General features: G+C 35.0%; 25 protein-coding genes. 15 read left to right on the top strand and 10 right to left on the bottom strand.

Annotated features, from left to right (window positions below; all coding sequences use genetic code 11):
• Nucleotides 1–224: 224 nt before the first annotated feature.
• Both OZP11_RS11270 and bamG read left to right on the top strand, forming a co-directional pair.
• Nucleotides 225–1547 carry a DUF4270 family protein gene (locus OZP11_RS11270; RefSeq protein WP_281235297.1) on the top strand — a complete coding sequence of 441 codons (1323 nt, stop codon included), beginning with the start codon at nt 225–227 and terminating at the stop codon, nt 1545–1547.
• Nucleotides 1548–2783 (top strand): BamG family beta-barrel-assembly machinery protein, encoded by a 1236-nt coding sequence (gene bamG / locus OZP11_RS11265; RefSeq protein ID WP_281235296.1) that lies wholly within the window; start codon nt 1548–1550, stop codon nt 2781–2783.
• A 3-nt stretch (nt 2784–2786) separates the two neighbouring features.
• Here the strand turns inward: bamG and murI are convergent, their stop codons facing one another.
• From murI to OZP11_RS11225, 8 genes are all read right to left on the bottom strand, one after another.
• On the bottom strand, nt 2787–3563 hold the full coding sequence (gene murI, locus OZP11_RS11260; protein ID WP_281235295.1) for a glutamate racemase: 777 nt from the start codon (nt 3561–3563) through the stop codon (nt 2787–2789).
• A gap of 148 nt (nt 3564–3711) precedes the next feature.
• Nucleotides 3712–4215, bottom strand: coding sequence for an OmpH/Skp family outer membrane protein (locus tag OZP11_RS11255; protein WP_281235294.1), 504 nt, complete (start codon nt 4213–4215; stop codon nt 3712–3714).
• Nucleotides 4216–4230: 15 nt separating this feature from the next.
• Nucleotides 4231–5271: an OmpH/Skp family outer membrane protein gene (locus tag OZP11_RS11250; protein ID WP_281235293.1), complete on the bottom strand. Its 1041-nt coding sequence runs from the start codon at nt 5269–5271 to the stop codon at nt 4231–4233.
• Nucleotides 5272–5313: 42 nt separating this feature from the next.
• Nucleotides 5314–8058: a BamA/OMP85 family outer membrane protein gene (locus tag OZP11_RS11245; protein ID WP_281235292.1), complete on the bottom strand. Its 2745-nt coding sequence runs from the start codon at nt 8056–8058 to the stop codon at nt 5314–5316.
• Complete coding sequence (gene uppS, locus OZP11_RS11240) at nt 7991–8731, bottom strand: undecaprenyl pyrophosphate synthase (RefSeq protein ID WP_281235291.1); 741 nt, start codon at nt 8729–8731, stop codon at nt 7991–7993. Before uppS ends, OZP11_RS11245 begins: the two co-directional genes overlap by 68 nt.
• Nucleotides 8732–8735: 4 nt before the next feature.
• Nucleotides 8736–9425: a type IX secretion system protein PorG gene (porG, locus tag OZP11_RS11235; protein ID WP_281235290.1), complete on the bottom strand. Its 690-nt coding sequence runs from the start codon at nt 9423–9425 to the stop codon at nt 8736–8738.
• 173 nt (nt 9426–9598) lie between these two features.
• Nucleotides 9599–10483, bottom strand: a complete 885-nt coding sequence (locus OZP11_RS11230; RefSeq protein ID WP_281235289.1) for an NAD kinase — start codon at nt 10481–10483, stop codon at nt 9599–9601.
• Nucleotides 10484–10587: 104 nt separating this feature from the next.
• Nucleotides 10588–11247, bottom strand: a complete 660-nt coding sequence (locus OZP11_RS11225) for a CBS domain-containing protein (protein WP_281235288.1) — start codon at nt 11245–11247, stop codon at nt 10588–10590.
• A gap of 115 nt (nt 11248–11362) precedes the next feature.
• Here OZP11_RS11225 and OZP11_RS11220 point away from each other — a divergent pair, with 115 nt between their 5' ends.
• The 3 genes from OZP11_RS11220 (at nt 11363) to OZP11_RS11210 (ending at nt 15453) form a co-directional block, all read left to right on the top strand.
• Nucleotides 11363–12076 carry a pyridoxine 5'-phosphate synthase gene (locus tag OZP11_RS11220; RefSeq protein ID WP_281235287.1) on the top strand — a complete coding sequence of 238 codons (714 nt, stop codon included), beginning with the start codon at nt 11363–11365 and terminating at the stop codon, nt 12074–12076.
• 235 nt (nt 12077–12311) lie between these two features.
• Nucleotides 12312–14582: a TonB-dependent receptor gene (locus tag OZP11_RS11215; protein ID WP_281235286.1), complete on the top strand. Its 2271-nt coding sequence runs from the start codon at nt 12312–12314 to the stop codon at nt 14580–14582.
• Between the two features lie 4 nt (nt 14583–14586).
• Nucleotides 14587–15453: a DUF4249 domain-containing protein gene (locus OZP11_RS11210; protein ID WP_281235285.1), complete on the top strand. Its 867-nt coding sequence runs from the start codon at nt 14587–14589 to the stop codon at nt 15451–15453.
• Between the two features lie 38 nt (nt 15454–15491).
• On the opposite strand, the gene OZP11_RS11205 is transcribed toward OZP11_RS11210, so the two are convergent.
• The gene (locus tag OZP11_RS11205; protein ID WP_281235284.1) at nt 15492–16892 is read right to left on the bottom strand and encodes a hypothetical protein; all 1401 of its coding nucleotides are present in this window, start codon (nt 16890–16892) and stop codon (nt 15492–15494) included.
• A 224-nt stretch (nt 16893–17116) separates the two neighbouring features.
• Here OZP11_RS11205 and OZP11_RS11200 point away from each other — a divergent pair, with 224 nt between their 5' ends.
• The 7 genes from OZP11_RS11200 to OZP11_RS11170 all read left to right on the top strand — a co-directional run bounded on the left by OZP11_RS11200 (nt 17117) and on the right by OZP11_RS11170 (nt 23481).
• A complete protein-coding gene (locus OZP11_RS11200; protein ID WP_281235283.1) occupies nt 17117–17881 on the top strand; it encodes an alpha/beta fold hydrolase in 765 nt (254 codons plus the stop codon).
• A gap of 15 nt (nt 17882–17896) precedes the next feature.
• On the top strand, nt 17897–18439 hold the full coding sequence (locus OZP11_RS11195) for a hypothetical protein (protein WP_281235282.1): 543 nt from the start codon (nt 17897–17899) through the stop codon (nt 18437–18439).
• Nucleotides 18440–18503: 64 nt separating this feature from the next.
• On the top strand, nt 18504–18851 hold the full coding sequence (locus OZP11_RS11190; protein WP_281235281.1) for a phage holin family protein: 348 nt from the start codon (nt 18504–18506) through the stop codon (nt 18849–18851).
• Nucleotides 18852–18962: 111 nt separating this feature from the next.
• On the top strand, nt 18963–20285 hold the full coding sequence (locus OZP11_RS11185; protein WP_281235280.1) for a trigger factor: 1323 nt from the start codon (nt 18963–18965) through the stop codon (nt 20283–20285).
• A 233-nt stretch (nt 20286–20518) separates the two neighbouring features.
• Nucleotides 20519–21193 (top strand): ATP-dependent Clp endopeptidase proteolytic subunit ClpP, encoded by a 675-nt coding sequence (clpP, locus tag OZP11_RS11180; RefSeq protein ID WP_281235279.1) that lies wholly within the window; start codon nt 20519–20521, stop codon nt 21191–21193.
• Nucleotides 21194–21379: 186 nt separating this feature from the next.
• Complete coding sequence (gene clpX, locus OZP11_RS11175) at nt 21380–22612, top strand: ATP-dependent Clp protease ATP-binding subunit ClpX (protein ID WP_281235278.1); 1233 nt, start codon at nt 21380–21382, stop codon at nt 22610–22612.
• A 215-nt stretch (nt 22613–22827) separates the two neighbouring features.
• Nucleotides 22828–23481, top strand: coding sequence for a murein L,D-transpeptidase catalytic domain-containing protein (locus OZP11_RS11170; RefSeq protein ID WP_281235277.1), 654 nt, complete (start codon nt 22828–22830; stop codon nt 23479–23481).
• 152 nt (nt 23482–23633) lie between these two features.
• Here the strand turns inward: OZP11_RS11170 and OZP11_RS11165 are convergent, their stop codons facing one another.
• Nucleotides 23634–24599 carry a GlxA family transcriptional regulator gene (locus tag OZP11_RS11165; protein ID WP_281235276.1) on the bottom strand — a complete coding sequence of 322 codons (966 nt, stop codon included), beginning with the start codon at nt 24597–24599 and terminating at the stop codon, nt 23634–23636.
• A gap of 141 nt (nt 24600–24740) precedes the next feature.
• Between OZP11_RS11165 and OZP11_RS11160 the strand changes: the two genes are divergently transcribed.
• Genes OZP11_RS11160 through OZP11_RS11150 form a run of 3 tightly spaced genes read left to right on the top strand, consistent with a single transcriptional unit; the run spans nt 24741 to nt 25994 of the window.
• Complete coding sequence (locus tag OZP11_RS11160; protein WP_281235275.1) at nt 24741–25151, top strand: VOC family protein; 411 nt, start codon at nt 24741–24743, stop codon at nt 25149–25151.
• Between the two features lie 10 nt (nt 25152–25161).
• The gene (locus tag OZP11_RS11155; RefSeq protein WP_281235274.1) at nt 25162–25566 is read left to right on the top strand and encodes an SRPBCC domain-containing protein; all 405 of its coding nucleotides are present in this window, start codon (nt 25162–25164) and stop codon (nt 25564–25566) included.
• 23 nt (nt 25567–25589) lie between these two features.
• On the top strand, nt 25590–25994 hold the full coding sequence (locus OZP11_RS11150) for an SRPBCC family protein (RefSeq protein ID WP_281235273.1): 405 nt from the start codon (nt 25590–25592) through the stop codon (nt 25992–25994).
• Nucleotides 25995–26064: the final 70 nt, after the last annotated feature.

The following is a 26064-nucleotide window of genomic DNA, read 5'->3' as shown; positions in this document are numbered from 1 at the left end:
TTATTGGCTCAAAAGTAGTCTGGCAAAAGCTGTAAAAAAAAGAATATATATATATGGCTCTTTTTGATAGATAAATCAGCCCTTTTTAAGGCTGAATCAGATCGTAACCAGGGTAAACGTATTGTAGATAATATTGAGGCTTTTGTAGTGTAAAAAAGCGTGACTGTATATGTTATGATGCACCGCCAAAGCGTCCAATTTATATTTGCTGAAAAATAGAAATTATGTATAAATATGTATTAATGTCATTTTTGGCTTTTACACTATTTTCATGCGGTACAGATACAGATGCCGGTGAGTTTGTTGTTGGATCTGATTATTTAGCTCTAAATAATAATATTGTGATGATCGACACAGTTACAGTCGAAATGTCTACCATTAATTTTGATTCATTGGTAACTTCGAGCCAAAGCCGTATTCTGATAGGAAATTATGATGACCCTGTTTTTGGCAAAGTAAAATCCAGCAGTTATTTTCAGGTTTCGGGAACTTCTTATGCCTTACCCAGTTCGGGATCAGATACTGAAGCCGTTAACTATGTTTTTGATTCTATTTCGATGATTCTAAAATATGACAATTACTATTATGGTGATACTACACAGGTTCAGAAATTTGATATTCATCGCCTGACGCAGAAAGTAAAGCCAAATACAGATGATGACAGCTTTTACAATAATTCGACTTTGAGCTATGATGGGGAAAGCCTTGGAACAATATCGTATAAACCCCGTCCGGTTGGAAAAGATTCTATTAATATAAAGATGAGTGCGGTATTTGGTGCGGCTCTTTTTCAAAGAATTAAAAACAGAGACATTACTGATTTTGACAGTTTTACCGAATATTTAAAAGGACTTGTTCTGGTACCTTCTTCAGATAATTCAGCAAGTGCAATTGGTTTTGATGTTTCAACAAGTAAAGTTCGATTGTATTATTCTAAATATCAATTAGATGATGATTCCAGTTATCTTGATTTTACAATTAATGATGGTTCTAAACAGTTTAATTCTATTTCGCTAGATAAAAGCGGCACCATGCTCGAGAATCTCCCCGTTTCCAGCAGTAAACTTTCCAGTACACTAACCAATAAGCAGGGTTTTGTACAATCAGGTACAGGAGTGGCCTGCCGGGTAGATTTTCCAAATATACGGCAGCTTAAATATATTGCCGATAATGGTGCTATTGTCGATGCACAGTTAATCTTAAAACCTGTAAATAATTCCTATTCCGAAAAATATCCTTTGGCAGATTCCCTTCAGGTTTATGTAGGCGATAATTTAAACAGAATCAGCAGTTCTTTATTAAACTCGGCAGGAACAACAGTATATGGGATTTTGAATAAAAAAAGTGATGAGTTCAATGAAAATGTTGGTTATACAATACCAATAGGCGCTTTTCTTCAGAAGGAAATGCTCAAAACATCTGATTCAAAACTGGGATTGATCCTTACTTTACCGGGTATTTATAAAACAGTAAACAGGATTGTTTTGGGAGATCAGAAGCATGTCGACAATAAAATTCAACTTAAAATTTATTACATCTCCTATTAAATGAAAAATACAGTATTTCTTTTAACCTTTGTTTTGGTTTCGTTGACGTCATTTTCGCAAAGCATTTCCAGTTCTCCTTATTCGTTATATGGTGTTGGGAGTTTGTATGATGCTGATTTTGGATCTATTTCCTCAATTGGTTCATCGGGAATGGCTTTGCCGTCAACGAGTTTTATTAACAACCTGAACCCGGCATCATTAGGTTTTATGCCTTTAAACCATTTTATGCTCGATGTAGGAGGAAAGGCGATAGGAACAACCTACGAAGGATCTAAAAAGACTGAAAAGCGTAATAATTTTCAGTTTTCTCATATTGCTTTTGCTTTTCCGGTTACTAAAAATTCGGGTTTCAGCGTTGCATTACGGCCTTACTCCAGTGCGTCGTATAAGATTTCAAATCTTGTGCTGCCCATTTCTGACAGCATGGAATCGTATAGTCTGACAGCTGCGGGTTCCGGAGGATTAAATAATTTTGATTTTTCGTACGGATATAGATTCGGTGATAAACTGACCGTTGGTGCTTCGGCCGCTTTGTTGTTTGGGAATATAGAGGATCAGCGGTATTTAGTGGTTTCAAATTCGATTACAACCATAGAGAAAAAAACAGATTACAACGGACTTAGAGCAACTATAGGATCTCAGTATAAAATTGATTCTACTTTTACAATTGCCGCGACATTTAAATTACCGGCACAAATAAAAGGATCAAAAGTACAATCTGTAAGTACAATTGCCGATGAAGTTTCGACTACAGTTGAATCGAACGTAAGTTCGGATGTCGATGATTACTACATGCCTTTAGAAATAGGAGTGGGGATTAGCAAACGATTTAAAAATGTTTTGAATATGACGCTTGACTATGAGAAAAGTTTGTGGAAAGACACAAATCAATCGGATTCATACGGCACTTTTGTAAATCAGGACCGGTTTGCCCTTGGCTTTACTTATTTTGATGCCAATAGAAATATGCGAAAATATTGGGATCGAATACAATATTCAGCGGGAGCTAATTTTGATACCGGTTATCTGGAGATTGACGGTAAAAGAGTTAACAATGCTTCGATTTCTGTTGGTATCAGTCTGCCTATTGAGAATACATTTTCGGCACTCAATATATCCTATTCATATGGACAGAAAGGAACTGTTTCTAATAATCTGATTAAGGAAAACTATCATAAAGTTTCTGTCAATTTATCTTTAGACGGAATCTGGTTTGTGAAACGAAAAATTGAGTAGAGCTTAAAAGTCTTTTTCGATAACAGGATATTTATTCTCCAAAATTGATTTTAAAACCGTTGAATCAGAGTTTACATAAAAAACAGGATCGTTGTCCGGGCTTTCATTAAAACCTGCTTTTTCGCGCAGTACATTTTGTGTCTGCCTGGCAACAGCTTCTCCTGAATCAATAATCTGAATATGCTCAGGAAGTATCTTTTTTATTTGCGGAATTAAATACGGATAATGACTGCAGCCCAATACAAGATAATCTATGTTGGCGTCAATCATTGGCTGTAAATACGATTCTAAAAGCTGTGTCATTTCGGGAGAATACAAGTTTCCGTCCTCGATAAGCTGCACCAATCCATAGCCGACTTGTTCTATAATTGTAGTATGCTGGAACATTTCGGCTGTTTTGTTAAACAACTCACTGTTTAATGTTCCTTTTGTAGCAAGAATTCCAATAACCTGTGTTTTCGAATTATTTGCGGCCGGTTTTATGGCCGGTTCAATTCCTATAAAAGGAATGTTGTAATCACGGCGAAGTTCAAAAATTGCATTTGTTGTTGCAGTGTTGCAGGCAACAACAATTAATTTGCAATTGTTCTCCAATAAAAATTCGACATTTTTTTTGCTCAACGCAACAATTTCCTCTTTGCTTTTCTGACCATACGGAGCATTTTTACTGTCGGCCAGATATATTGTTTTTTCGTTTGGAAGTAATGTGTGGATAGCGCTCCAGATTGAAGTCCCTCCAATTCCAGAGTCAAAAACGCCTATAGGATTATTGTTTGTCATAGTGCAAAATTAGTATTTTTTAAATCAAAAAGATATTTGAATTTAATAGAAATCTGCCGTTTTAATGTCTTTTTAATTTTAAATAAAAGTAAAAAAAAACTGCTTAAATTCTAAAATTTAAGCAGTTTTGATAAAAGGAATTCGTTTATTAGAATCCTAAGTCTTTTTTAACATCAGCAGTAATGTTTGGACCATCAGCTAATAAAAGAGTAGAACCATCTAAGATGTATTGGAAACCTTTAGCTTTTCCAATTTTTTGGATAGAAGCTCTTACTTTTTCCATTAATGGTTTTACGATGTCAGTTTCTTTTTGTTGTAATTCTTTTTGAGCATTGTCTCTGTAGTCAACAATTCTCTTTTGCATATCCTGAACTTCTTTAGAACGATCTCCGTTTACAGCTTCACTTACAGTTGCAGCTTCAGCTTCGTACTTTTTGATTTTAGTTTGATATTCGTCAACCATCTTTTTGTATTCAGCATCATATGTACCACTTAATTTTTGCAGTTGATTTTGAGCATCAAGCATAGCAGGCATTTTCGACATAATCTCGCTAACATCAACATGGGCAACCTTCGCCTGTGCGTTCATTGTGTTACTCGCTCCTAAAACTAGAATTGCAGCAATTAGTAAATTTTTGATTTGTTTCATCATTTTTAAAAATATTAATTAATTATTGGTCGTATTTGTTTTTTGTGTATCGGCTTCTTTTGCTTTTTTAGCCGCTTCTCGTTCTTCGAGTATTTTTTTTCTTCTTTCTTCTAATTCTTTTTTGCGCTGTTCATAAAGCTTTTGTCTTTCCTCGGCTTTACTTGCTGCAGTTTCTGTCTGTGTTGTTGTTGTCGCAGCAGGTTTCGCAGTTTCGCTTGTGCTTGTTTTTGCAGTTTCTGCCGGTTTTGCTGTTTCAGTCGTTTTTGCAGTTTCAGCTGGTTTTACAGTTTCAGAAACCGTGCCATTTTTTTTGGCCTCTCTTTCAGCCTGAAGTGCTTTTCTTCTGTCGTCATACTCTTTCTTCTTCGCTTCCTGCTCCAGTCTTCTGTCTTCTATAAGCTTTTCCCTTGCGGCTCTCTTTGCATCTAATGCTTTTTGGCGGTCAGCAAGATCCGGATTTTCATCGATCGCATTTTCCTGTCTTTCCTTAGCTTCTTGTTCTTTCAGCTGCTTTTTGGTCAGCTGCTCGCGTTTTTCCGTTCTGTTAAGAATACGTATTACCTGATCGCTTATGTCAAATCTTTTATTGCTGAAAAGCATCGTCAGATCGGATGATTTATCAAAAATAAAATCATAATTTTTTGCTTCGGCAATATCCTGAACAGCTGTAAAAACCTGATCCTGGATTGGCTTTGCCAAGGCGCTTTTTTGTCTTATTAAATTTCCGTCGGCTCCAAATTGTTTTTGCTGGTAATCCAGCATTTCGGTTTCAAGAAATTTTATCTCAGTTTCGCGTTCTTCAATTAATTCTTTAGTCAGTAATGCTTTTTCAGTTTTTAAATTCTCTTTTAACGAATTTATATTTAATTTTTTGGCTTCGATTTCCTGTTTCCATTTTTGGGCCTTTAACTCTAATTGAGATGTGGCTTCTTTATAATCAGAAACATTTTCCAGGATGTATTCCATATCAATGTAACCAATCCTAGTCGTTTTACCTTGTGCCTGACTTGTATTTGCTACAATCAAGGCTAAAAATATAAATAAAAATTGTTTTCTCATAACATTACTTTATTTGATGATTTTTAACCAAACGCTGTTTCTTTAAAATTGTTGTCCAATGATGAAATGTGTTTCCCATCCATTTGGTTTGTTAGTACCCGGCAATGCGTCGAAACCATAACCAAAGTCGATACCTAATAATCCAAATGCAGGCATGAACACACGTAAACCAGCACCCGCCGAACGATTTAAGTCGAATGGGTTATAGTTTTTAAATCCATCATAAGCAGAACCGGCTTCTAAGAATGTTAAGGCGTATATTGAAGCAGATGATTTTAATGTAATTGGATAACGAAGTTCCATAGAGAACTTGTTATAAATTGTTGCCCCGATTTGCTGTCCTACAGAGTTTATAGGTGTTAATGAGTTGTTTGGATAACCTCTTAACTGGACATTTTCTCTACCATCCATTGAGTAGTTAGCCATACCATCTCCTCCTAAATAAAAACGCTCAAACGGTACAACACCTCTTGACTGATCGTAAGCTCCTAAGAAACCAAATTCAGTTAAGGTTCTTAAAACTAATTTACCATATACTTTGGTATACCAGTCGGCTTTGAATTTAACTTTATAATATTCTAACCAGTTGAATTTTTTCTGGTCTACTTTTGCAACATCAGTGTCTGCACTTTCGTAATCAGATCCCACACTCACATATTGACTGGTTCCGTTAACGTTTTGTGCTTTTAGATAATCGCCAGGTCTGATTGGTGTTCCGTCAGGACCATCTTTTGCATCTCCTGTATATTGCAATTTATATTCTTTCTGATTTTTTAAATCAGAATAATCAACTCCATTAAACAAAGAATAAGGAGGCGTTACTTTTGCAGAGATACTAAATTCAGAACCATAAGTTGGGAATATTGGGTTAACCCCTTTATTACTTCTTGAAATTCCAATTGTGTAAGCAAGGTTTCTCGACGCTCCGTTACCAAAAGTAAACAATCCTGTGTAATAATTATTCAAATCATAGTGTTGGTAACTAACAGATTGCGAAAGTACGAAATAATCATCAGGTACTGTTAAACGTTTTGCTAAACCAACTTGTACTGTAAAAATATTAAAACTTTGGCTTCTGTCAACAGTTCTTGTTATATAATTGTTGTTGAACTGTTTACTGTATGAAATAGAAGAACTGAACTGTACCGGTTTTTTACCTCCAAACCATGGTTCAGAGAATGAAACACTATACGTTTGAAAGTATGTACTTCCTTGTAAACGCAATGCTACTTTTTGACCGTCTCCCATAGGAAGCGGTTTGTAAGCATCTTTATCAAACAGTTTTCTGGCCGAGAAGTTGTTAAATGACAGACCTAGGGTTCCAATGAAACCACCGCCTCCATAACCACCTTGAAGCTCTACCTGGCTTGATCCTTTTTCTACTAACTGGTATTCGATATCAACTGTTCCTGCACCAGGGTCAACGTTTCTAAACTCAGGTTTAATTGCCTCAGGATCGAAGAAACCTAATTGTCCAATTTCACGAATGGTTCTTACCAATTCTTCTTTACTGTATTTGTTTCCAGGTTTCGTTCTTAACTCACGATAGATTACGTGGTCATTTGTTTTGTCGTTTCCTGTAACATAAATTTTGTTGAAGTAGGCGATAGGACCTTCGGTAATTCTAATCTCAAAATCGATTGTATCGTTTACTGTTTTTACCTCTACAGCATTAATTTTAGAGAATAAATAACCGTTGTTCTGATATAAGTTTGTGATGTCTTCTCCGTCAGGTTTAGTGTTATCTGCGATTCTTTTTTCAAGTAAAACACCGTTGTATGTTTCTCCTTTTTTGATACCTAAATAACGGTTTAGCTGCTGATCTGAGTAAACAGTATTTCCTAAGAATTTAATGTTTCCAAAGTAGTATTTGTTTCCTTCTTCTACATCAATTTTAATAGCAAGCATGTTTTTCTTCTTGTCGTAAGTCACAGAATCATAGATAATACGTGCATCACGATATCCTTTTTCTTTGTATGCTGCAATAACTTTTTCTAAGTCGGTTTTGTATTTTTCAGGTATGAATTTAGAGGCTTTAAAAATACGCAGGACATTTTTCTGCTTCGTATCTTTCATAGCAGCTCTCAGCTTCGAATCTGTAAGCTGTTTGTTTCCTGTAAAGTCGATTTTGCTGATTTTTACTTTATCACCTTTATCTACCCGTACAAGCATATTTACCTGATTTCCGGAAGTACTGTCAGGAGTAGTTGTGATTACTACTTTTGTGTTGTAGAAACCGTCTTTTTTGTATTTGTTTTCTATGTAATTCTTGGTTGTTGTAATTAAGTTTTCGTTTACAATTTTATTTTTGGTTAAATTGTTATCCTTAATTAAACCCTCGACCTTACTTTTCTTAACGCCGACTATTTTAACATCGTTTAATTTAGGAAGTTCGACAATATCCAAATCCAGATAAATACTATCGTTTTCTACCTTATTAATATAGAAGGCAATTTCGTCGAAAAGACCAAGCTTTCCTAATTTTTTAATGGCACCGCTGATTTCTTCACCGGGTACGGTAATTTCCTGACCCTTTTGAAGGCCTGAGAAGGTAACAACGGTTTGTTCGTTAAAGCTTATTTTACCAACAACAGAAACTTTAGCCAGAATATATTTTTTTCCCTGATCAAAAGGAACTCTTTCTTGAGCTTTAATTTGTGAAAAACTACCCAGAAGTAAAAGGGTAAAGACTATTTGTATTCTTTTTTGCACTAAAAAATTATTTAATTTGTTCACTGGTTTTTCCAAATCTGCGTTCTCTTTTTTGATAACTAATAATAGCCTCATATAAATCCTGGTCTTTAAAGTCTGGCCACAAGACATTAGTAAAATACAATTCTGCATAGGCAATCTGCCACAGCAAGAAATTACTTATTCTATGTTCTCCACTTGTTCGTATTAATAAATCTACGTCTGGTAAATTTTGCGTGTAAAGATGCTCATTTATAATTAAATCGTCAATAGTGTCTATTGAAATTATATTATTTTTAACTTTATCACTAATTGCCTTTACAGCACTTACTAATTCCTCTCTGGATCCGTAGCTTAAGGCTAGTGTTAACGTAAGACGAGTGTTGTTTTTGGTTTTTTCAATAACCTCTAAAAGCTCTTTTTGAGCATTTTTTGGTAACTTTTCAAGATTGCCTATTGCATTAAGCCTGATATTGTTTTCCTGCAAAGTAACCAGCTCTTTTTTTAAAGAATTGATCAGTATTTTCATTAAAGCCTCAACTTCCAGTTTTGGGCGGTTCCAGTTTTCTGTCGAAAAAGCATACAGCGTTAAATACTCAATGCCTAGTTTAGCACAGGTTGTAATCGTTTTTTTTACAGATTTTGTTCCGTTTTCATGTCCAAAAGCTCTTAAAAAGCCTTGTTGCTTAGCCCATCGTCCATTACCGTCCATGATAATGGCCAGATGTTTAGGTAAGTTTGAGTGATCTATAGAGTCTATTAAATTCATTTTATTATTCTGCGCAATAACACGGTTTTTGCCCAAAGGTATACGTTAAGGTAATACCAGAAAAGACATACCAGTCATTATTGTTTAAATTCCCAAATTTTTTAATGTTTATATTACTAGTTTTAGGATTACTCCCGTCAATATTATCTGTAAAAGTATATCGTGCACCTATTTCGGCTCCCACAACAAAATTTGGGAAAATATTTGATTTAACGCCCAGTGTCATTGGTATTGCAAATGAATTAGAATTTACTTTATAAGTAACATTTGGACTGGTTGTATAACGGTATAAACCATCATAAAGAAAAAAGCTCAGACCCGAATATATATAAGGTGTAACTTTTGTATGATAATCATGAAGATTAAAATCAAAAAAATTAAATTCTAAACCGGCAGAAAACTCTTTTACATCATTGTCAAAACGATATCCTCTTCTGTTTCTTCCTGTTTCCTCAGAGTGTATGTCATTTGCTGTAATTTGTGACTGGGTATACGAAAAACGATACGAATGTCTCGGGCTTTTGTTCCACTTGTACAGAACGCCAAAAGCCAGTTTTTCAGGGTTGATGTAGGCTGTGTTTCCTACATCTCCAACAAAGTTGCTTCCGCCAATAAACACACCAAGCTCATTGATTTGAGCATTTAGTGCGATAAAAGGGAAAAAACATAACAATAAATTAAAAATTTTCTTCATTTAATTCAAAATTGCGTGCAAATATAATAATTATCAATACGAATCAACGTTCCTTTGATTAAATGTGCTTTTTTTTCAATTTACCTTATGATTTAGAGACATTTAATGATGATTCACTACATGCAGAACGAGAAAATGCGGCGTTATCGTATAGTTATAAATAAGAAAAGAGATTAATTTCTCTTGTCTTCTCCCCAAAGCAGTTTGTTTCTTAATGTTTTTAAGAATGTTTCGCCCGGAATTTCAACCATTTTGATTTTATAATCGGTTTTTTTAATTTTTAAAATTGATTCATTCTTTACAGAAGAAGTTCTGGAATCCAGAGAAACCAAATATTGGTCTTCTCTTCCTGTTACGCGAAGTGTAATCTCGGTATCATCCGGAATTACAAGAGGTCTGGCAGTTAAATTGTGTGGTGCAATAGGAGTTATTACTAAACTTTTAACGTCTGGAGTTAATATTGGGCCGCCGCAGCTTAGAGAATATCCTGTTGAACCTGTTGGTGTAGAAATGATAAGACCATCTGCCCAGTATGAATTTAAATATTCATCGTTTAAGTAGGTTTCGACTGTAATCATCGAAGTTGTGTCTTTTCTGCTCACCGTAACTTCGTTCATCGCAAAATTAAGTTCTTCGATGGCATCATTTTTTGGGTTGCAGGTTAAACCCAGTAAAGTTCTTTCAGACGTAGTGTAATTTTGGTCAATAACATATTGAAGCAGGTTGTCGATATTCTCTTTCTGTACTTTCGCTAAAAAACCTAACCTTCCGGCATTGATGCCCAAAAGGGGCACACCTGAATTACGAACAAAAGCGGCAGCTCTTAAAATCGTTCCGTCTCCTCCAATACTTACAAGCATTTCGAAACTGTTATCTAAAGTCGTACTGGGCGAAAACGTTTTGTATTCTTTTTTTACAAGCTGTTTTTCGTAAAGCATTTTCAGGAAATTTTCTTCAATAACCATTTCAACGTTATTGGCATTGAAAAACAAGAAAATATCTTTTATGATGGGCTCCGTACTATTTTGATAATATTGTCCGTAAATGGCTACTTTCATTCTTTTTAAATTAGATAATAAGGTAATTAGATAATGAGGCAATTTGAAACTTAGATAATGCTGCCGGCGCAGAAATTGTCTAATTGATTGTCTAATTTTTCTAATTAAATATTAAGGTACTTGTCTAAATAATCGGATCTTTCTTTTAAACTATTGATATACGTGTCTTCCTGATGTTCTGAAATGATCTCATATCCATATCTTCTAAAAGTCTGGATGATTTCATTAATGGCTCCCAAACCTATTTTTACGGTAATCTGAACATTTTCTAAATCAGCTTCAGACACAAAACAGCCCAAAACCTTACCGTTATTGCTTTCTACAATTTGCGTGATTTCACTCATCGAATAATCTAAAAGACCTTTCTGAACGATAATAATGCCTCCCTGTTCTTTTAAAAACGGTGTTTCCTGAAAGAAATTCATAATATCTTCCATTTCGTAATACCCTATATAGATATTGTTCTCGTCTAGAATTGGAATAACATTGGTATGGTTTTTTGCGAAAATTTCTAAAACATCAAGCCAGATCATCGATTTTCTGGCAAAAAAACGTTCTAAAGTATATTTGTAATCAATCGCTTTTTTGTCTGCATCAAAAGTTTCAATGTCATCAGAAGAAATGCTTCCAATGAAAATTCCATCCTCTAAAACAGGAAAATGAGAATAATTCACATCGATAAAAAAGTCCTGAATCGAGGCTATCGTTTCCTGACTATCAATCGCTTTGAAATCATTAGTGATATAGTTTGTAATTTCTGTCATAAATCAATTGAAGATATTTCATGCAAAATAATCAAAAAATACCAAAACAGCTGCGTTTTACTTTGTATTTTTGCGGTAACAAATATAGTATTACTTGAATTAATTATCTATTTATATGACAAAGTTAAGTGTTAATATCAATAAAATTGCAACGCTGCGTAATGCCAGAGGCGGAAATGTACCTGATTTATTAAAAGTGGCAGCCGATATTCAGCGTTTTGGTTCGCAGGGAATTACGATTCATCCGCGTCCGGATGAGCGTCATATTCGATATCAGGATGCACGCGATTTAAAAGCCGTAGTAACAACAGAATATAATATTGAAGGAAATCCGCAGCATAATTTTATTGATCTGGTTTTAGAATGCAAACCGGATCAGGTAACACTGGTTCCGGATGCCATAGGTGCTATTACATCATCTGCCGGCTGGGATACTATAAATAATCAGGCATATTTAACTGAGGTTATTCAGGAATTTCAAAGAAACGGAATTAGAACTTCGATTTTTGTTGATCCGGTTTTGGAAATTATAGAAGGTGCCAAAAAAACAGGAACAGACAGAATTGAATTGTATACCGAGTCTTTTGCACATCAATATGGTTTAGGAAACGAAAAAGGAATCGAACCGTATACAAAAGCAGCGGAACTGGCAATTGAATTAGGTTTGGGCATTAATGCCGGACACGATTTGAGCTTGGATAATGTTCAGTTTTTTAAACAAAATATTCCGGGATTATTAGAAGTTTCTATTGGTCACGCTTTAATTTCAGAAGCGCTTTATCTGGGTCTGGATAATGTGGTGAACATGTATCTGAATAAATTGAAGTAAAAAGAATTAAGAATTAAGAATTATTAAGAATTATTAAGAATTATTAAGAATTAAGATTGATATTATAGTCTGGTCCAATGAAAATGTGGGTCAGGCTATTTTTTTGACGAAAGATTACTAGTTTTTTAATATGGTTTCTAAACTGAAAAATAGTGCAGATTAAATCCTTATTTCTTCTTTTAAATGATTTATAATTCATTACTTTAGCGCTCTTTCTGATAAAAATTTTAAAGTATTGAGGGCAATTATTTTTTTTCTGTTTTTCTGTTTTTCCAGTGCATTTTCTCAATCTAAAATTACACTTTCCGGAAATATAAAATCGAATGAAAACGGCGCTTTAGCCGGTTCTAATATTACCTTTCTTTCTAATAATCATAAATCACATGCTGTTACAGATTCGGTTGGGAATTTCTCAGCCCGATTCGATTCTGGAATTCTTCATATGTATGTTTATCAGCTTGGATATGTTGAAAAAAAGATCGATTTGAATCTTAAAAAAGATACAATCCTGTCGCTTGTTTTAGAAAGAGATCCTAAAATTTTGGATGAAATAGTAATCGCCAATACAAAAAAAAGTGCCATTTCAAACACATCTGGAGGTAAGCTTACTTTTAATATGAAAGAATTAAGCGCTGTGCCGACTATCTCAGGTACTACAGATATTATCAGGCTGTTGCAGTTGACTCCGGGAGTTCAGAATTCAGGTGATGCAAACGGATATTTGTATGTGCGTGGCGGCGATCCCGGACATAATGCCATTTTGTACAATGGAACTCCGGTTTACGGAATGTCGCATTTATTGGGGATTTTTCCTTTTTACAATGCCGATCATATTAAAGATGTCGAATTTGATAAGTCAAGTTCGAATTCAAAATATGGAGGACGTTTAAGTTCGACTACAATGTTAAACTCAAACAAAAAACTTCCTTCAGAATTTAGTGTGCAGGGAAATGTAGGACTTCTGGCATCGCAGTTGACATTGGCAGTTCCTGTTAGCGATAAAACCGGTTTTTATATTTCGGGAAGAAAAACCTACATCGATGAAGTTTTAGGGCTAATATTAAATTCAGGATCAGATGACAACGATGTCAAGGATATGAAATATGGCTTTTCTGATGGTAATTTTACTTTTTTGTCGCAGGTCTCAAAAAATAATCTGCTAGTTGTGGATGCTTTTGCAAGCGGTGATAATTTAAGAATTATTGATGGAAACCTCGAACTGAAAACCCATTTTAAATGGAGTAACTTAACAGTCTCGCCTTCGCTGATTACTACTGTTTCACCAAAAGTAAGTATGACAAATTCGGTTTACTTCAGCCGGTATTCGAATGAATTAAGAATGAGTCAGGCTACCATCGAGTTTGATGTTAAGTCAGATGTAAAAGATTTTGGATTTGCCAATTCAGTCCGGTATTCGGTTAAGAATGTTCCTTTTGAATCAGGATTGCAGTATGTATATCATAATTTACGTCCGCAAAGGGTAGAGGTAGAAAATCTGACTACAATCGATAACAAATCTCAGGGAGATATGAATGCCTATGAAACAGCAGTTTTTACCACGGCAAAACCAAGATTATTCGAAAACCTGACAGCTGATTTGGGGCTTAGACTTAATTATTATGCTTCGGGAGCTGATTCTTATCTGCATTTTCAGCCGCGTGTTATGCTGCATTATGCCGCAAATCCTAAATATTCTTTTTACGCATCTTACAACAAACAATATCAGTATTTAAGTTTGATAACAACTTCAAGTGTTGGAATTCCTACTGATTTCTGGATTGCCAGTTCCGACGGAATAAAACCACAGTCATCTGACGAATTTTCTGTTGGATCAAATCAGAATTTATCACGAAACTGGAGTTCTTCTTTTGGAGGATTTTACCGTTCGATGAAAAACCTGCTGGAATATCCGTACGGTATAACGCAGTTTAATGAAATTACGACTTTTAAAAATGATTTATATGTAGGTAAAGGAAAAGCGTACGGACTTGAAATGATGCTGAAAAAAAGCAACGGAAGATTTAACGGCTGGCTGAGTTATACCTTAAGCTGGTCTGATCGAAATTTTGACGAACTCAATAAAGGACAAACGTATTTTGCAAAATACGACAGACGTCATAATCTTTCTTTGGTTGGAATTTATGATTTAAGCTCAAAATGGAATTTAAGCCTCACGCAGATATTCAGTTCCGGAAACCGTTTCACAATGCCTACTTCCTGGTATTTTATAAACAACAATCCTGTTAAAGAATATTCGCAATACAATAATGCGCATATGCCCAATTATGTTCGTACAGATATTTCGGCAAGTTATTTTTTTGTAAAAACAGCAAAAAAAGAAAGTGCATTGAATTTTTCGGTATACAACACATTTAATGTTCCAAACCCAATTTATGTGGTTTTGAATGTGAGAGTGGGCGAAAATAAAGACAAAGTAGTCGTTTGGCAGGATCAAAAGATCTTGTATAGAATTCTTCCTTCTGTAAGCTGGAGATTTAAATTTTAAGAATATGAAAAAGTATCTGCTGTTTCTTTTTGGTTTAGTTATAACAAGCTGTTCTTCGGATAATTATACTGATGAAAAAAGTATTGAATCCAGAATAGTCGTAGAGGGCTGGATCGAAGAAGGAGATTATGCCAATGTTCTGTTGTCGAGCAGTATTCCGGTTGCTGGTATAGTGGATTCTACGAATGTTTTGAACCACGTAATTCGATCGGCAAAAATTACCGTTTCGGATGGTGTGAATTCGGAAGTTTTAAAAGTCAAAAATGATAAGAACCGTGTGCCGCCGTTTATTTATTTTGGAAATACCTTAAAAGGAGAAGCCGGAAAAGAATATTCGATTAAAGTGGAATATTTAAGCAGAGTAGTGCAGGCTGTAACGACAATTCCAAAATCAGTACAGCTTAAAAGTGCAGAATATATTAAAAAGAACCCAACAGATACAACTGGTTATGTTTTTGTAAAATTTGATGATCCTGCTGATGAAAAAAACTACTATCAGCTTGCCACGAAAATTGATGTCGAAGAACCTATTTTTGTGCCTTCGTTTTATGGAAATCTGGATGATAAAAATTTCACATCATCGTCTGTTGCGATTCAGATAAACAGGGGAGTGCTGCTTTTCCCTAAAACAAAATTCCAGCCTTATTTTATTGACGGAGATTTAATTCATGTAAAACTACGAACGCAGACAAAAGAATCACTTGATTTCTGGAACAGCTGGCAGAACGAAATTGTAAACAGTAAAAACCCAATATACCCCTCGAACACGAGTTTGAAATCGAATATAAAAGGAGGAATAGGTATTTGGGCAGGTTACGGACATAGTACTTTAATTGTAAAAACGCCGCCTAAAAAAGAAAAGCCGGTTTGATAATTCAAACCGGCTTTATTATGTTTTAGAAAAAACGATTATTTTTTTTCAAAACGATTGATGAAATCATCAAATTTGTCTAGTAAATCATCAAATCCTTCAGAGAAATAAACACTCATAGCTACTTGTGTATTGTCTTTGAAATTTAAATAGTAATTCTCTGTGTAATACTCTCTGAAAAACTGCTCACTATCCTGGTTGTTTGACCAGTAACCGCCATTCTCATACCATTCACTAGGTACCCAGACAGGTATGCTGTCATAGTAACCGCCGTCTTTTTCTGCAACCTGCACGATATCAGCAATTTTACTTCCGTCTTTTCTTGATATTAAAGTTAATTTGATGTTTTTATTGAAGTTAGCTGCGCTTCCTTCAGAATATTTTTTCTCGTATGCATTTCTGGCTGTAAAAAATCCTTTGAAATCTGCGTTAGGACTTGAATAATCCGGATATGCTGGATATGGAATATTTTCTAATGCTGCATCATCAATTGCTTCAGCAGCAAGATCTATATCAGCAATAATAACAAAATTATCAAGGATTTGAACCAATCCGTTTCCTTTTCCTCTGTATTGAGTTAATTCGTCATCGGTTAATAAAGCATCAATATCAGTAGTACTTCCTGCAGTAAAACTAACCAGATTTTTTCCGTTGTACGTAAAAACCGCTTTTGCTGTATTGTTTTGTGCTGCTTTTTTACCGCTAATATCCCAGCTATAACCATCATTTAAGGTCATTTTGTATGTAAAGTCAACGGGAGCCTCGTTACCATTGTAACTTGCAGTCTGAGCAAATGTAGCAACTTGTGTATTGTCGATTGTTAATGTTGCATCAGATGAAGTTGGTAAGAACATATAATCATTTACATAGCCTCCTAATACCCATTCATTTGTTTCTTCGTTATACTGCCAGTTTCCGTTTGAATCCGTAATTTTTACTTTAATGTTAGAAGCAACACTTTTTGCAGTAAATATAGCATTGTTTGCTGATTGAGAAGATTTTGCAGGGAAAACAAATTTTAATTCTGTAGTTGAAGCAGTTTTGGCCCAGCTTTTATTTGTATTATTCCAGGTGTATACCCCGTAAACATCAGCCATATTAAGGATGTCTTCTATTTCATTATCATTTTTTCCGTCAAAAATGTCAATAGCATTTTCGCTTAATAAGCTTAATAAATTTTCGATTGCTTCAATAGCACTTGAACTTTTAGTTTTATCTAGCTGCACAAGCATATCATTAGCTTCAGCTTCAAGCTTTATTTTTTGCTGTTCAGGAGGAAGGCTTGAATAAGGCTGTTTAATGATGTTGGCAATTTCTTCTTCTAAAGTCAGTTCTTTGTCCGGTGTTGTAGGATCTTCTGTGTTGTTGTCATCATCACTTGAACAAGAGATTGTTAACTGAGAAACAACTAATGATAATAAAAGGAATTTTTTAATCATAGATGTGGTATTTAAATTAGTTTTATTAATCAAATTTGATTTTGATTTTTTTGACGCCGCAAGGTACGATCTTTAAAATTTTTTTGATTACGGAAAGACGTAAAAAGTACACTTTTCTTTAATAAAAATAAATCAAAGGTTTTTTTTGCATAATACTAACTTTTAGCGATTAATAGATAAGTTTTTTACATTTGTAATATAGAATTGATAAACTAAAAAATAGGATGTTATACTCAAAAATAGAGGGCGAAGGAAAACCTTTTGTCATCATGCACGGATTTCTTGGAATGTCTGATAACTGGAAAACACTAGCCGGACAATATGTAGAAGCAGGGTTTCAGGTGCACCTTTTGGATTTACGAAATCACGGACGCAGTTTTCACTCAGACGAGTGGAGCTACGAAGCAATGGCTCAGGATGTTTTAGAATACTGTAAGTCTAATAACTTAACCCGAATTGATCTTCTCGGGCATTCGATGGGGGGAAAAGTAGCCATGCTTTTCGCTGCATTACACCCCGAAATTGTAGATAAATTAATTGTAGCCGATATTGGTCCGAGATTTTACAAACAGCACCATCAGGATATTTTGGCAGGTTTAAATGCGGTCGATTTTTCTATAAAACCGGGGCGAAATGATGTGGAAGCAATTTTGTCTCAATACGTTCCTGATTTTGGAACACGCCAGTTTTTGCTGAAAAATCTATATTGGAAAGAGCCGGGACAATTGGCTTTCAGGTTCAACCTCGAAGTTTTTAATAACAACCTCGATGCAATAGGAAAACCGCTGGCAGATGATTTGGTTTTTGAAAAACCGACATTGTTTATCCGTGGAGGAAATTCAGGTTATATTCAGGATGTTGATGTTGAGGCAATCCGTCGTCAGTTTCCAAATTTAAAATTAGAAACCATTCCGGATGTGGGACACTGGCTTCATGCCGAAAACCCAAAAATGTTTTTTGAACTCACAACCGTGTTTTTAAAAGAATAATTTGAATTGTAATAAATGAGTGATCATAGTATAGCAATAGTTCCGAAAAAATCGGTTTATGATAACAACGAAACAAAGGCTGAAGAAATATTAGAATGGCTGATTTCGAAAGACATTGTAAAGCCAGAATTATCAGATTGTATTTTGTCTTTTGAAAAAGGGTATGCAGTTTCTGACGGAGCAAAACAAATTGTAAATTTTCCTGATTATCTGCCTTTCGATTTGTTATCAAACGGACTTGAAATTATTACCGGCAAAGAAGTTTTTCATGCTGGAGAATCAGGAATGGAGGAATGTATTTGTTCTAATTGCAATGAAAATATAGCTCACGAAGAATGGACTTTTATTGACGAATGGTTTATGGGGGCTGGAGATAAATCGGTTTGTCCTTTATGCAATGTTATGTTTGATATTCATGAACTAAAAATGAAACCGCAATGGGGTTTTAGCGATTTAGGATTCAAATTTTGGAACTGGCCTATGTTTAAAACCGGTTTTATTGAAGAATTTCAGGATAGACTAAAATGTGAAGTGGTGGTGGTTAGGCAGCATATTTAAAATGTTATTCGATTTACGATTAAAATTTTAGTACTTTTAAATAAAATTTAAAACCAGAAAAACGATGAAATTATTACTTAGACTCCTTGTAACTGCGGCCTTGGTTTTGTTATTGTCTAATCTTTTAACCGGGGTTCATGTTGCCAGTTTTGGAACAGCTGTAATTGTTGCAGTAGTTTTAGGTCTGCTCAATGTGTTTATAAAACCTATTCTGGTAGTGCTTACACTGCCTGTAACGGTTATAACACTCGGTTTATTTTTATTGGTAATAAATGCTGTAATTATTTTATTATGTACGAACATTGTGGGCGGTTTTGCGGTCGATTCATTCTGGACGGCATTAATATTCAGCGTAATATTGTCTATACTGCAGTCTATCACATATAAGATATTAGGAGACGATAAAAATTAAAATTGAAAGCACATTAAAACTGCTTCAAATACAATAGATTAAAAACTTGGCTGGGTTGCAAAAATTTTATAATTTTGCAACCCAATTTTATTATGTAAATTAAAGAAGAAGATGGATATTAAAAGAGTAGCAATAGACGCTGTAAACGAGACCATTGTTATGAACGTTGTTCATATGGATTATAAAGGTCAGGTTGCAAAAAGAATTAACGAAAAAATGCCTTTGGCACAGGTAAAAGGATTCAGAAAAGGACAAGTGCCTAAAGACCTTGTTGAAAAACAATACGGAAAATCTATCAAGCAGGAAGAGATCAAAAAAGTAGTTGATTTGGCTTTAGAGCGTTATATTCAGTCTGAAAGACTAAATCTTTTAGGAACTCCACTTCCAAAAATAAGCGAAGATTTTAACTGGGATGCCGAAGAACTTACTTTTGAATACGAAATTGGTTTAGTGCCAAACTTCGAACTTGATTTAGAAGCTAAAAATGATATCGTAAAATACATCGTTACTGCTGATGATAAATTAATCGACGGACAGGTAGAACGTATTCAGAAACAATTTGGAAAAGCAATTCCTCAGGAAGTATCTGATGCAAAATCTGACTTAACCGGAACTTTCTCAAGTGAAGCAGACGGAATCAACAATACTACTACAATTGCAGTTGAAGCATTCAGCAAAAAAGCAGGAAAACAATTCATTGGTAAAAAAGTTGGAGATGTTGTTACAGTAAGCACAAAAGGTTTATTTGATGACGACCACCAATTAATGGATTACTTAAAAGTTGGTCACGAAGGTGTTCACGGTTTAGATGTTGAAGTAAACTTTACAATCGAAGCAATCAACGGTTCTGAGCCGGCTGAATTAAACCAGGAATTATTTGATAAACTTTTTGGTGAAGGAAAAGTAGCTTCTTTAGATGAGTTAAAAGCAAAAATTAAAGAAGATGCTGAGTCTCAATTTGCACAGCAGGCTGACCAAAAATTATTATTAGATGTTCAGGAATTTTTAATCGAAAACACAAAATTCGATTTACCGGCTGAATTCTTAAAAAGATGGTTACAAACTGTTGGAGAGAAAAAACTTTCTCCTGAAGAAGCAGAAGTTGAATATGCAAGATCTGAAAAAGGTTTACGTTTCCAGTTAATCGAAGGAAAAGCATTAGCTCAAAGCAACATCCAGATTACTTTTGAAGACTTAAAAGAATTTACTTCAAACGCAATCAGACAGCAAATGGCTCAATTTGGACAAACAAATCCAACTGACGAAGAAGTACAAGGAATCGTAGCAAGAGTTTTATCTAATCAGGATGAAGTAAAAAGACTTTCTGAGCAGGTTGTAGCAGCAAAGATGTTAGACATCTTTAAAGAAAAAGCAAACCCAACAACAAAAGAGGTTACTTACGACGAATTTATTGCCGCTTCTTACGGAGAATAATTTCTGAAAAATAATTATATTTGAGCGTCGGCAGTTTTCTGCCGGCGCTTTTTTTGTTTAAAATGTAGGATTTAGTTATCTATATTAACGGCATCAAATAGAAAACTTAGCAGCTTAGAATCTTAGAACCTTTGCAGCTAAAAAATAAGACATATTGACATCCTTTATAAAAAGGTATGACCTTTGCGGGGATAAAGAAAAATATACACCAATAAAACGTAAAACAAATACATATGAACTACGGTAAAGAATTCAAAAATTTTGCTACAAAGCACCACGGAGTAAATGCCATGTACTATGACAAAATCATCAGTGCTATGACACCGACGAATTTAACTCCAAACATCATCGAAGAACGTCAGTTAAATGTTTCTATTCTGGACGTTTTTTCAAGATTAATGATGGACAGAATCATCTTTTTAGGAACAGGAATCGATGATCAGATTGCCAATGTTGTTCAGGCACAGCTATTGTTCTTAGAAAGTGCCGATGCATCAAAAGACATTCAGATCTATTTAAACTCTCCAGGAGGAAGCGTTTATGCAGGTCTTGGAATTTACGATACCATGCAGTACATTAAACCGGATGTAGCTACAATTTGTACAGGAATGGCCGCTTCTATGGGAGCCGTTTTATTATGTGCAGGAGCAGCAGGAAAACGTTCAGCACTGCCTCATTCAAGAGTAATGATTCACCAGCCTTCAGGAGGAGCACAAGGTGTTGCTACAGATATGGAAATCAACTTACGCGAAATGTTGAAACTAAAAGATGAATTATACAACATCATTTCGCAGCATTCCGGCCAGCCTTTCGAAAGAGTTCATAAAGACAGTGAGCGCGATTACTGGATGAAAGCCGATGAAGCGAAAGAATACGGAATGATCGACGAAGTATTAAGAAGAGGATAATTTTCTTAAAGTTAAAGTTTGTTTCATGTTCCATGTTTCAAGTTGCTGCGGTTAACTTGAAACATGGAACATGAAACTATAAACAAAAAATAAAAAATATTAAGCTGTAAGGAGTTAAGTTTTAAAGTTTTAATTTAAAAAAGCTTAGAAACTTAGTATCTTTGCAGCTTAGTAACTAAATATAGAATGGCAAAAGTAGTATTAGAATGTTCGTTTTGTGGAAGAAAAAAGCCAGAAACTAATTTATTAATTGCCGGTATTAATGCACATATCTGTGATAAGTGTATTGAGCAGGCACACGGAATTGTATTAGAAGAATTAAAATCCAGCGGAAGCGCAAAACTGGTAGGTGACTTAATTTTAAAGAAACCAAAAGAAATCAGAGCTTTTCTGGATCAATATGTTATTGGTCAGGATCAGACCAAAAAAGTAATGTCGGTTGCCGTTTACAATCACTACAAACGTTTAATGCAGCAGCAATTAGACGACGAAGTAGAGATTGAAAAAAGCAACATTATCATGGTGGGACAAACCGGAACAGGAAAAACATTAGTAGCTAAAACTATTGCAAAAATGTTAGACGTTCCTTTGGCTATCGTAGATGCAACCGTACTTACAGAAGCAGGTTATGTAGGAGAGGATGTTGAAAGTATTTTAACACGTCTTTTACAAGCTGCAGATTATGATGTAACCAAAGCCGAAAGAGGAATCGTATTTATAGATGAGATTGATAAAATTGCCCGTAAGAGCGACAATCCGTCTATAACACGTGACGTATCTGGTGAAGGGGTACAGCAGGCCTTACTTAAATTACTAGAAGGAACCGTTGTAAACGTACCGCCAAAAGGAGGACGTAAACACCCGGACCAGAAATTTGTTGAGGTAAATACCCAAAACATCCTGTTTATTGCCGGAGGAGCTTTTGATGGCGTAGAACGAATTATTTCAAAACGTTTAAACCGTCAGGCAGTTGGTTATTCGACTTCTAAAAATGCAGACAATATCGACAAAGACAATTTGTTGCAATATATTATTCCAAAAGATATTAAAGACTTTGGTTTGATTCCGGAAATTATTGGTCGTCTTCCGGTTTTAACCCACATGGATCCTTTGGATAAAGAAACGCTTCGTGCGATTCTGACACAGCCAAAAAATGCATTGGTAAAACAATATCAGAAATTATTCTTAATGGATGAAGTTGAATTTACTATTACCGATGAAGCTTTGGATTTTATTGTAGACAAAGCCTTAGAATACAAATTAGGAGCTCGTGGATTACGTTCGCTTTGCGAAGCTATCCTGACAGATGCAATGTATGAACTGCCAAGTTCAGATGATAAAGTACTGTCAATCGACAAAGATTATGCACAACATACTTTGAGTAAAAACTTATTGAAACGCATGGAAATTGCTTCTTAAACCTAAATAACTTTGACAAAGTGGAGCTTAGTCGAAGTTTAAATTTCTAGAAACCTGTTCATTTATTTGAGCAGGTTTTTTTATATCAAATTTTTAGGTAATACTTTTCTTTCGTTCTTTTTAAAGGATATATTTGAAGATTAATTTAAAAACATGATAACCGAAGTTTTAAAAAAATTAGCATACTTATATTAATAATCAAATAATTCATAGAGATGAACATGGTAATTAAGAACTGTTTAATTTTGTTTTGTCTTTTTGGATTTTCCTGCAATAAAGAAAACAAAACGACTATTTCTGAAAATAAACATAAAAGCGAAATAGCTTCAGTAAAATCCCGAATTGAAATTAATTACACCGACTACTATAAAGAAGCAAAATTCTATTGTAAAAAAAACAATCTCAATCAGGAAAAATTCATTCTGATAGATCTGGGACTTCATTCCGGTTTAAAAAGATTTTTTGTTTACGATTTTAAAAAGAATGAAATTTCGAAATCCTATATGGTAAGTCACGGCTGCGGTGATAATCAGTGGGGGAAAACAGCATCAAAAGACAAACCGCAGATTAGTAACGAGTTTGATTCGCATTGTTCGTCATTGGGTAAATATGTGATTCTGGATCGTGGTGTAAGTCAGTGGGGAATCAAAGTGAATTATGTTTTGCAGGGAAAAGAAAAAACAAATTCAAATGCCCGAAGCCGCGCCATTGTTTTACATTCCTGGGAAGCCGTTCCGGATGATGAGGTTTATCCATACGGAACACCCGAAGGCTGGGGTTGTCCGGCAGTTTCAAACGAAAGCATGAAAGAAATAGATGCACTTTTAAAAACCAATAAAAAGGTTTTAATGTGGATTATCAAGTCCTGATTTTTGGTGTTTTGAAAACCGAAGGTCTTGTTTAGCCCTGATCGAAACGGCATCCTTTTGCGGTCTCGTTTTTTTCTAACGAGACCGCAAAAGATACAGAGGAGAGCAGGACAGAAGGTTTATATAGAAAGGAAATTATCTGCTCCTGAAAATTATTGAACCCTAAACTTTTCTCTGTATTCAATTGGTTTCATCCCCACCATTTTATAAAATACTTTTCTAAAAGCCTTTGGATCATTATAACCCGTTTTTTCGATAATTTCTGAAATCGAAAGCTGGGTTTGTTCCAAATATCTCTTCGAGCTTTCGACCCTGATATTCTGCAGATATTCGATTGGAGGAATTCCTGTAACCTGTTTGAAACGGCGTGTCATGTTTCGGGCGCTGGTTGGAATATCTTTCGTGATTTCTTCCAGTTTTTCTATCGAATGATACTGACTTTCAATTTTTTGCTGCAACTGTGCGACCAAAGCATCATTGTGCAAATGATTCGGTCTGAAAGTGCTGAAATAACTTTGTTTGTAACGATTTAAATCGATAGAAAAAATCTTGGCAATCTGCACGGCAATTTCGTTACCGCAATATTTCTGAACCAGCAGAATCAATAAATGAAAAGTTGAGGTCGAACCGCCGCTGGTGTACAAACTGCCATCAGCAGTTAAGGTTTCTTCCGGTTTTAATTTCACCATTGGAAAAGCCTTTGTAAAAGCACTGCACGCATCGACATGTGTTGTGGCCAGTTTTTCGTTTAACAATCCCGAAGCTGCAAACAAAAAAGCGCCCGTACAAAAACTTGCCAGTTCAGCTCCCGTCTTATGCTGTTTCTGCAGCCACGGAATAAATTTTTTATTCTTGGCGATCATCTCACTCATATTGTCTGTGGTAAAAGCAGGAATCAAAATAAGGTCCAATGCAATATCGCAATCTTCAATTGCGTTGGTTTTATAACCAGACAAAAGTTGAGGCGTAACTTGTTCTGCAGACTGGAAAAGCATAATGTCAAATGCTTTTCCGGTTTTAGAAGTAAGTTTATTGGCTGTTTCAAACACTTCTAAAATAGCGGCAACGCTTAGTAATTTATAGTCGTGAGGGATGATTAATGCTAACTTTTTGCTCATATTTTTTGGTTTAGTGGAAGTTAACTTCAATTACAAAAATAGACATTTTGTCTTAAATGCCCCTAAAGTTGACTTTTATTGGTGCGTCAGACTATTCTTAATTTTTTAAATTTGCTATAAATAATTTGTAATTTTATAAATATGGAAACAAAAATTTTCTTAAATCTTCCTGTAAAAGATTTAAATCGCGCAATATCCTTTTTTAATAAACTGGGTTTTTCAACCAATCCAAAATTTTCAAATGAAAAGGGCGCCTGTATCGTGATCGGATCAAATATCCATGTCATGCTTTTGGTAGAAGAGTTCTATCAAACTTTTACCGACAAACAGATTTGTGATTCTTCTAAAGCGAGCGAAGTGCTGATTTCTATTTCTCTGGACACACGCACGCAGGTAGATGAAATGATGGAAAAAGCGGTTAAAGCCGGCGGAACCGATTATAGAAGAAAACAGGATTTCGAATGGATGTATCAAAGAACTTTCCTGGATCCGGACGGACATCACTGGGAAATTTTCTTTATGGATGAAAGCCAGTTCCCGGATCAAATGTAATGTAAGGTAGATGATCAGAGTACAAAATACGATTGAAGCATCGATAGAGAAAGTCTGGCATTTGTGGACTTCTCCTAAACATATTCAAAATTGGAATTTTGCTTTTGAAGAATGGCATACCCCTCATGCCGAAAATGATCTGCAGGTAAATGGTAAATTTAAATATCAAATGGCTGCAAAAGATAAAAGCGAAGGGTTTGATTTTGAAGGGATATATACTAAAGTAGAGAAATTCCAATTAATAGAATATAAGCTTCTGGATAACAGAACCGGAATTGTATATTTTGAAGATCTTGGCAGTAAAGTCAAACTCACAGAAGTATTTGAACCCACAAAAGAAGATTCTGAGAGCATGCAGAAACAATGGTGTCAAAATGTAATTGATAACTTTAAGAAATATGCTGAAAGTATTTAAAACAATAAAAACCTAAAAAACGCATGATAACAATACAAACTACAGTAAAGGCATCGATAGAAAAAGTGTGGAATTTCTGGAGTACACCCGAACATATTACAAAATGGAGTTTTGCTTCTCCTGACTGGCACACTCCTAATGCAGAAGTAGATTTAAGAGAAGGCGGTAAATTCACATCGACTATGGCAGCCAAAGACGGCAGCATGAGTTTTGATTTCTGGGGAAATTACACTCTCGTAAAAGAAAATGAAGCCATAGAGTATACAATGGGCGATGGAAGAAAGGCGATTATTCATTTTAAAGAAACAGCAGGCGGAGTAGAAATTACAGAAAGCTTTGATCCGGAAAAAGAAAATCCTGAAGAAATGCAGCGTGGAGGCTGGCAGGCAATTCTGGATAATTTTAAAAGTTATGTTGAGTCGAATTAGGTTCAAATTGACAGAGAAAAAAAATTAAGGAGGATTAGATCACTTGTATGATTTAAAGCCTCAAAGTTTA

Source organism: Flavobacterium gelatinilyticum (assembly GCF_027111295.1).
Classification (GTDB): Bacteria; Bacteroidota; Bacteroidia; order Flavobacteriales; family Flavobacteriaceae; genus Flavobacterium; species Flavobacterium gelatinilyticum.
Note: the sequence above shows the minus strand (reverse complement) of the source record. Positions and strands in the feature narration are given on the sequence as shown.

Bases quoted from the DNA above. Each gene is read 5' to 3' on its own strand.
- OZP11_RS11270 (WP_281235297.1), top strand. From the start codon at position 225: ATGTATAAATATGTATTAATGTCATTTTTGGCTTTTACACTATTTTCA.
- bamG (WP_281235296.1), top strand. From the start codon at position 1,548: ATGAAAAATACAGTATTTCTTTTAACCTTTGTTTTGGTTTCGTTGACG.
- murI (WP_281235295.1), bottom strand. From the start codon at position 3,563: ATGACAAACAATAATCCTATAGGCGTTTTTGACTCTGGAATTGGAGGG.
- OZP11_RS11255 (WP_281235294.1), bottom strand. From the start codon at position 4,215: ATGATGAAACAAATCAAAAATTTACTAATTGCTGCAATTCTAGTTTTA.
- OZP11_RS11250 (WP_281235293.1), bottom strand. From the start codon at position 5,271: ATGAGAAAACAATTTTTATTTATATTTTTAGCCTTGATTGTAGCAAAT.
- OZP11_RS11245 (WP_281235292.1), bottom strand. From the start codon at position 8,058: ATGAGGCTATTATTAGTTATCAAAAAAGAGAACGCAGATTTGGAAAAA.
- uppS (WP_281235291.1), bottom strand. From the start codon at position 8,731: ATGAATTTAATAGACTCTATAGATCACTCAAACTTACCTAAACATCTG.
- porG (WP_281235290.1), bottom strand. From the start codon at position 9,425: ATGAAGAAAATTTTTAATTTATTGTTATGTTTTTTCCCTTTTATCGCA.
- OZP11_RS11230 (WP_281235289.1), bottom strand. From the start codon at position 10,483: ATGAAAGTAGCCATTTACGGACAATATTATCAAAATAGTACGGAGCCC.
- OZP11_RS11225 (WP_281235288.1), bottom strand. From the start codon at position 11,247: ATGACAGAAATTACAAACTATATCACTAATGATTTCAAAGCGATTGAT.
- OZP11_RS11220 (WP_281235287.1), top strand. From the start codon at position 11,363: ATGACAAAGTTAAGTGTTAATATCAATAAAATTGCAACGCTGCGTAAT.
- OZP11_RS11210 (WP_281235285.1), top strand. From the start codon at position 14,587: ATGAAAAAGTATCTGCTGTTTCTTTTTGGTTTAGTTATAACAAGCTGT.
- OZP11_RS11205 (WP_281235284.1), bottom strand. From the start codon at position 16,892: ATGATTAAAAAATTCCTTTTATTATCATTAGTTGTTTCTCAGTTAACA.
- OZP11_RS11200 (WP_281235283.1), top strand. From the start codon at position 17,117: ATGTTATACTCAAAAATAGAGGGCGAAGGAAAACCTTTTGTCATCATG.
- OZP11_RS11195 (WP_281235282.1), top strand. From the start codon at position 17,897: ATGAGTGATCATAGTATAGCAATAGTTCCGAAAAAATCGGTTTATGAT.
- OZP11_RS11190 (WP_281235281.1), top strand. From the start codon at position 18,504: ATGAAATTATTACTTAGACTCCTTGTAACTGCGGCCTTGGTTTTGTTA.
- OZP11_RS11185 (WP_281235280.1), top strand. From the start codon at position 18,963: ATGGATATTAAAAGAGTAGCAATAGACGCTGTAAACGAGACCATTGTT.
- clpP (WP_281235279.1), top strand. From the start codon at position 20,519: ATGAACTACGGTAAAGAATTCAAAAATTTTGCTACAAAGCACCACGGA.
- clpX (WP_281235278.1), top strand. From the start codon at position 21,380: ATGGCAAAAGTAGTATTAGAATGTTCGTTTTGTGGAAGAAAAAAGCCA.
- OZP11_RS11170 (WP_281235277.1), top strand. From the start codon at position 22,828: ATGAACATGGTAATTAAGAACTGTTTAATTTTGTTTTGTCTTTTTGGA.
- OZP11_RS11165 (WP_281235276.1), bottom strand. From the start codon at position 24,599: ATGAGCAAAAAGTTAGCATTAATCATCCCTCACGACTATAAATTACTA.
- OZP11_RS11160 (WP_281235275.1), top strand. From the start codon at position 24,741: ATGGAAACAAAAATTTTCTTAAATCTTCCTGTAAAAGATTTAAATCGC.
- OZP11_RS11155 (WP_281235274.1), top strand. From the start codon at position 25,162: ATGATCAGAGTACAAAATACGATTGAAGCATCGATAGAGAAAGTCTGG.
- OZP11_RS11150 (WP_281235273.1), top strand. From the start codon at position 25,590: ATGATAACAATACAAACTACAGTAAAGGCATCGATAGAAAAAGTGTGG.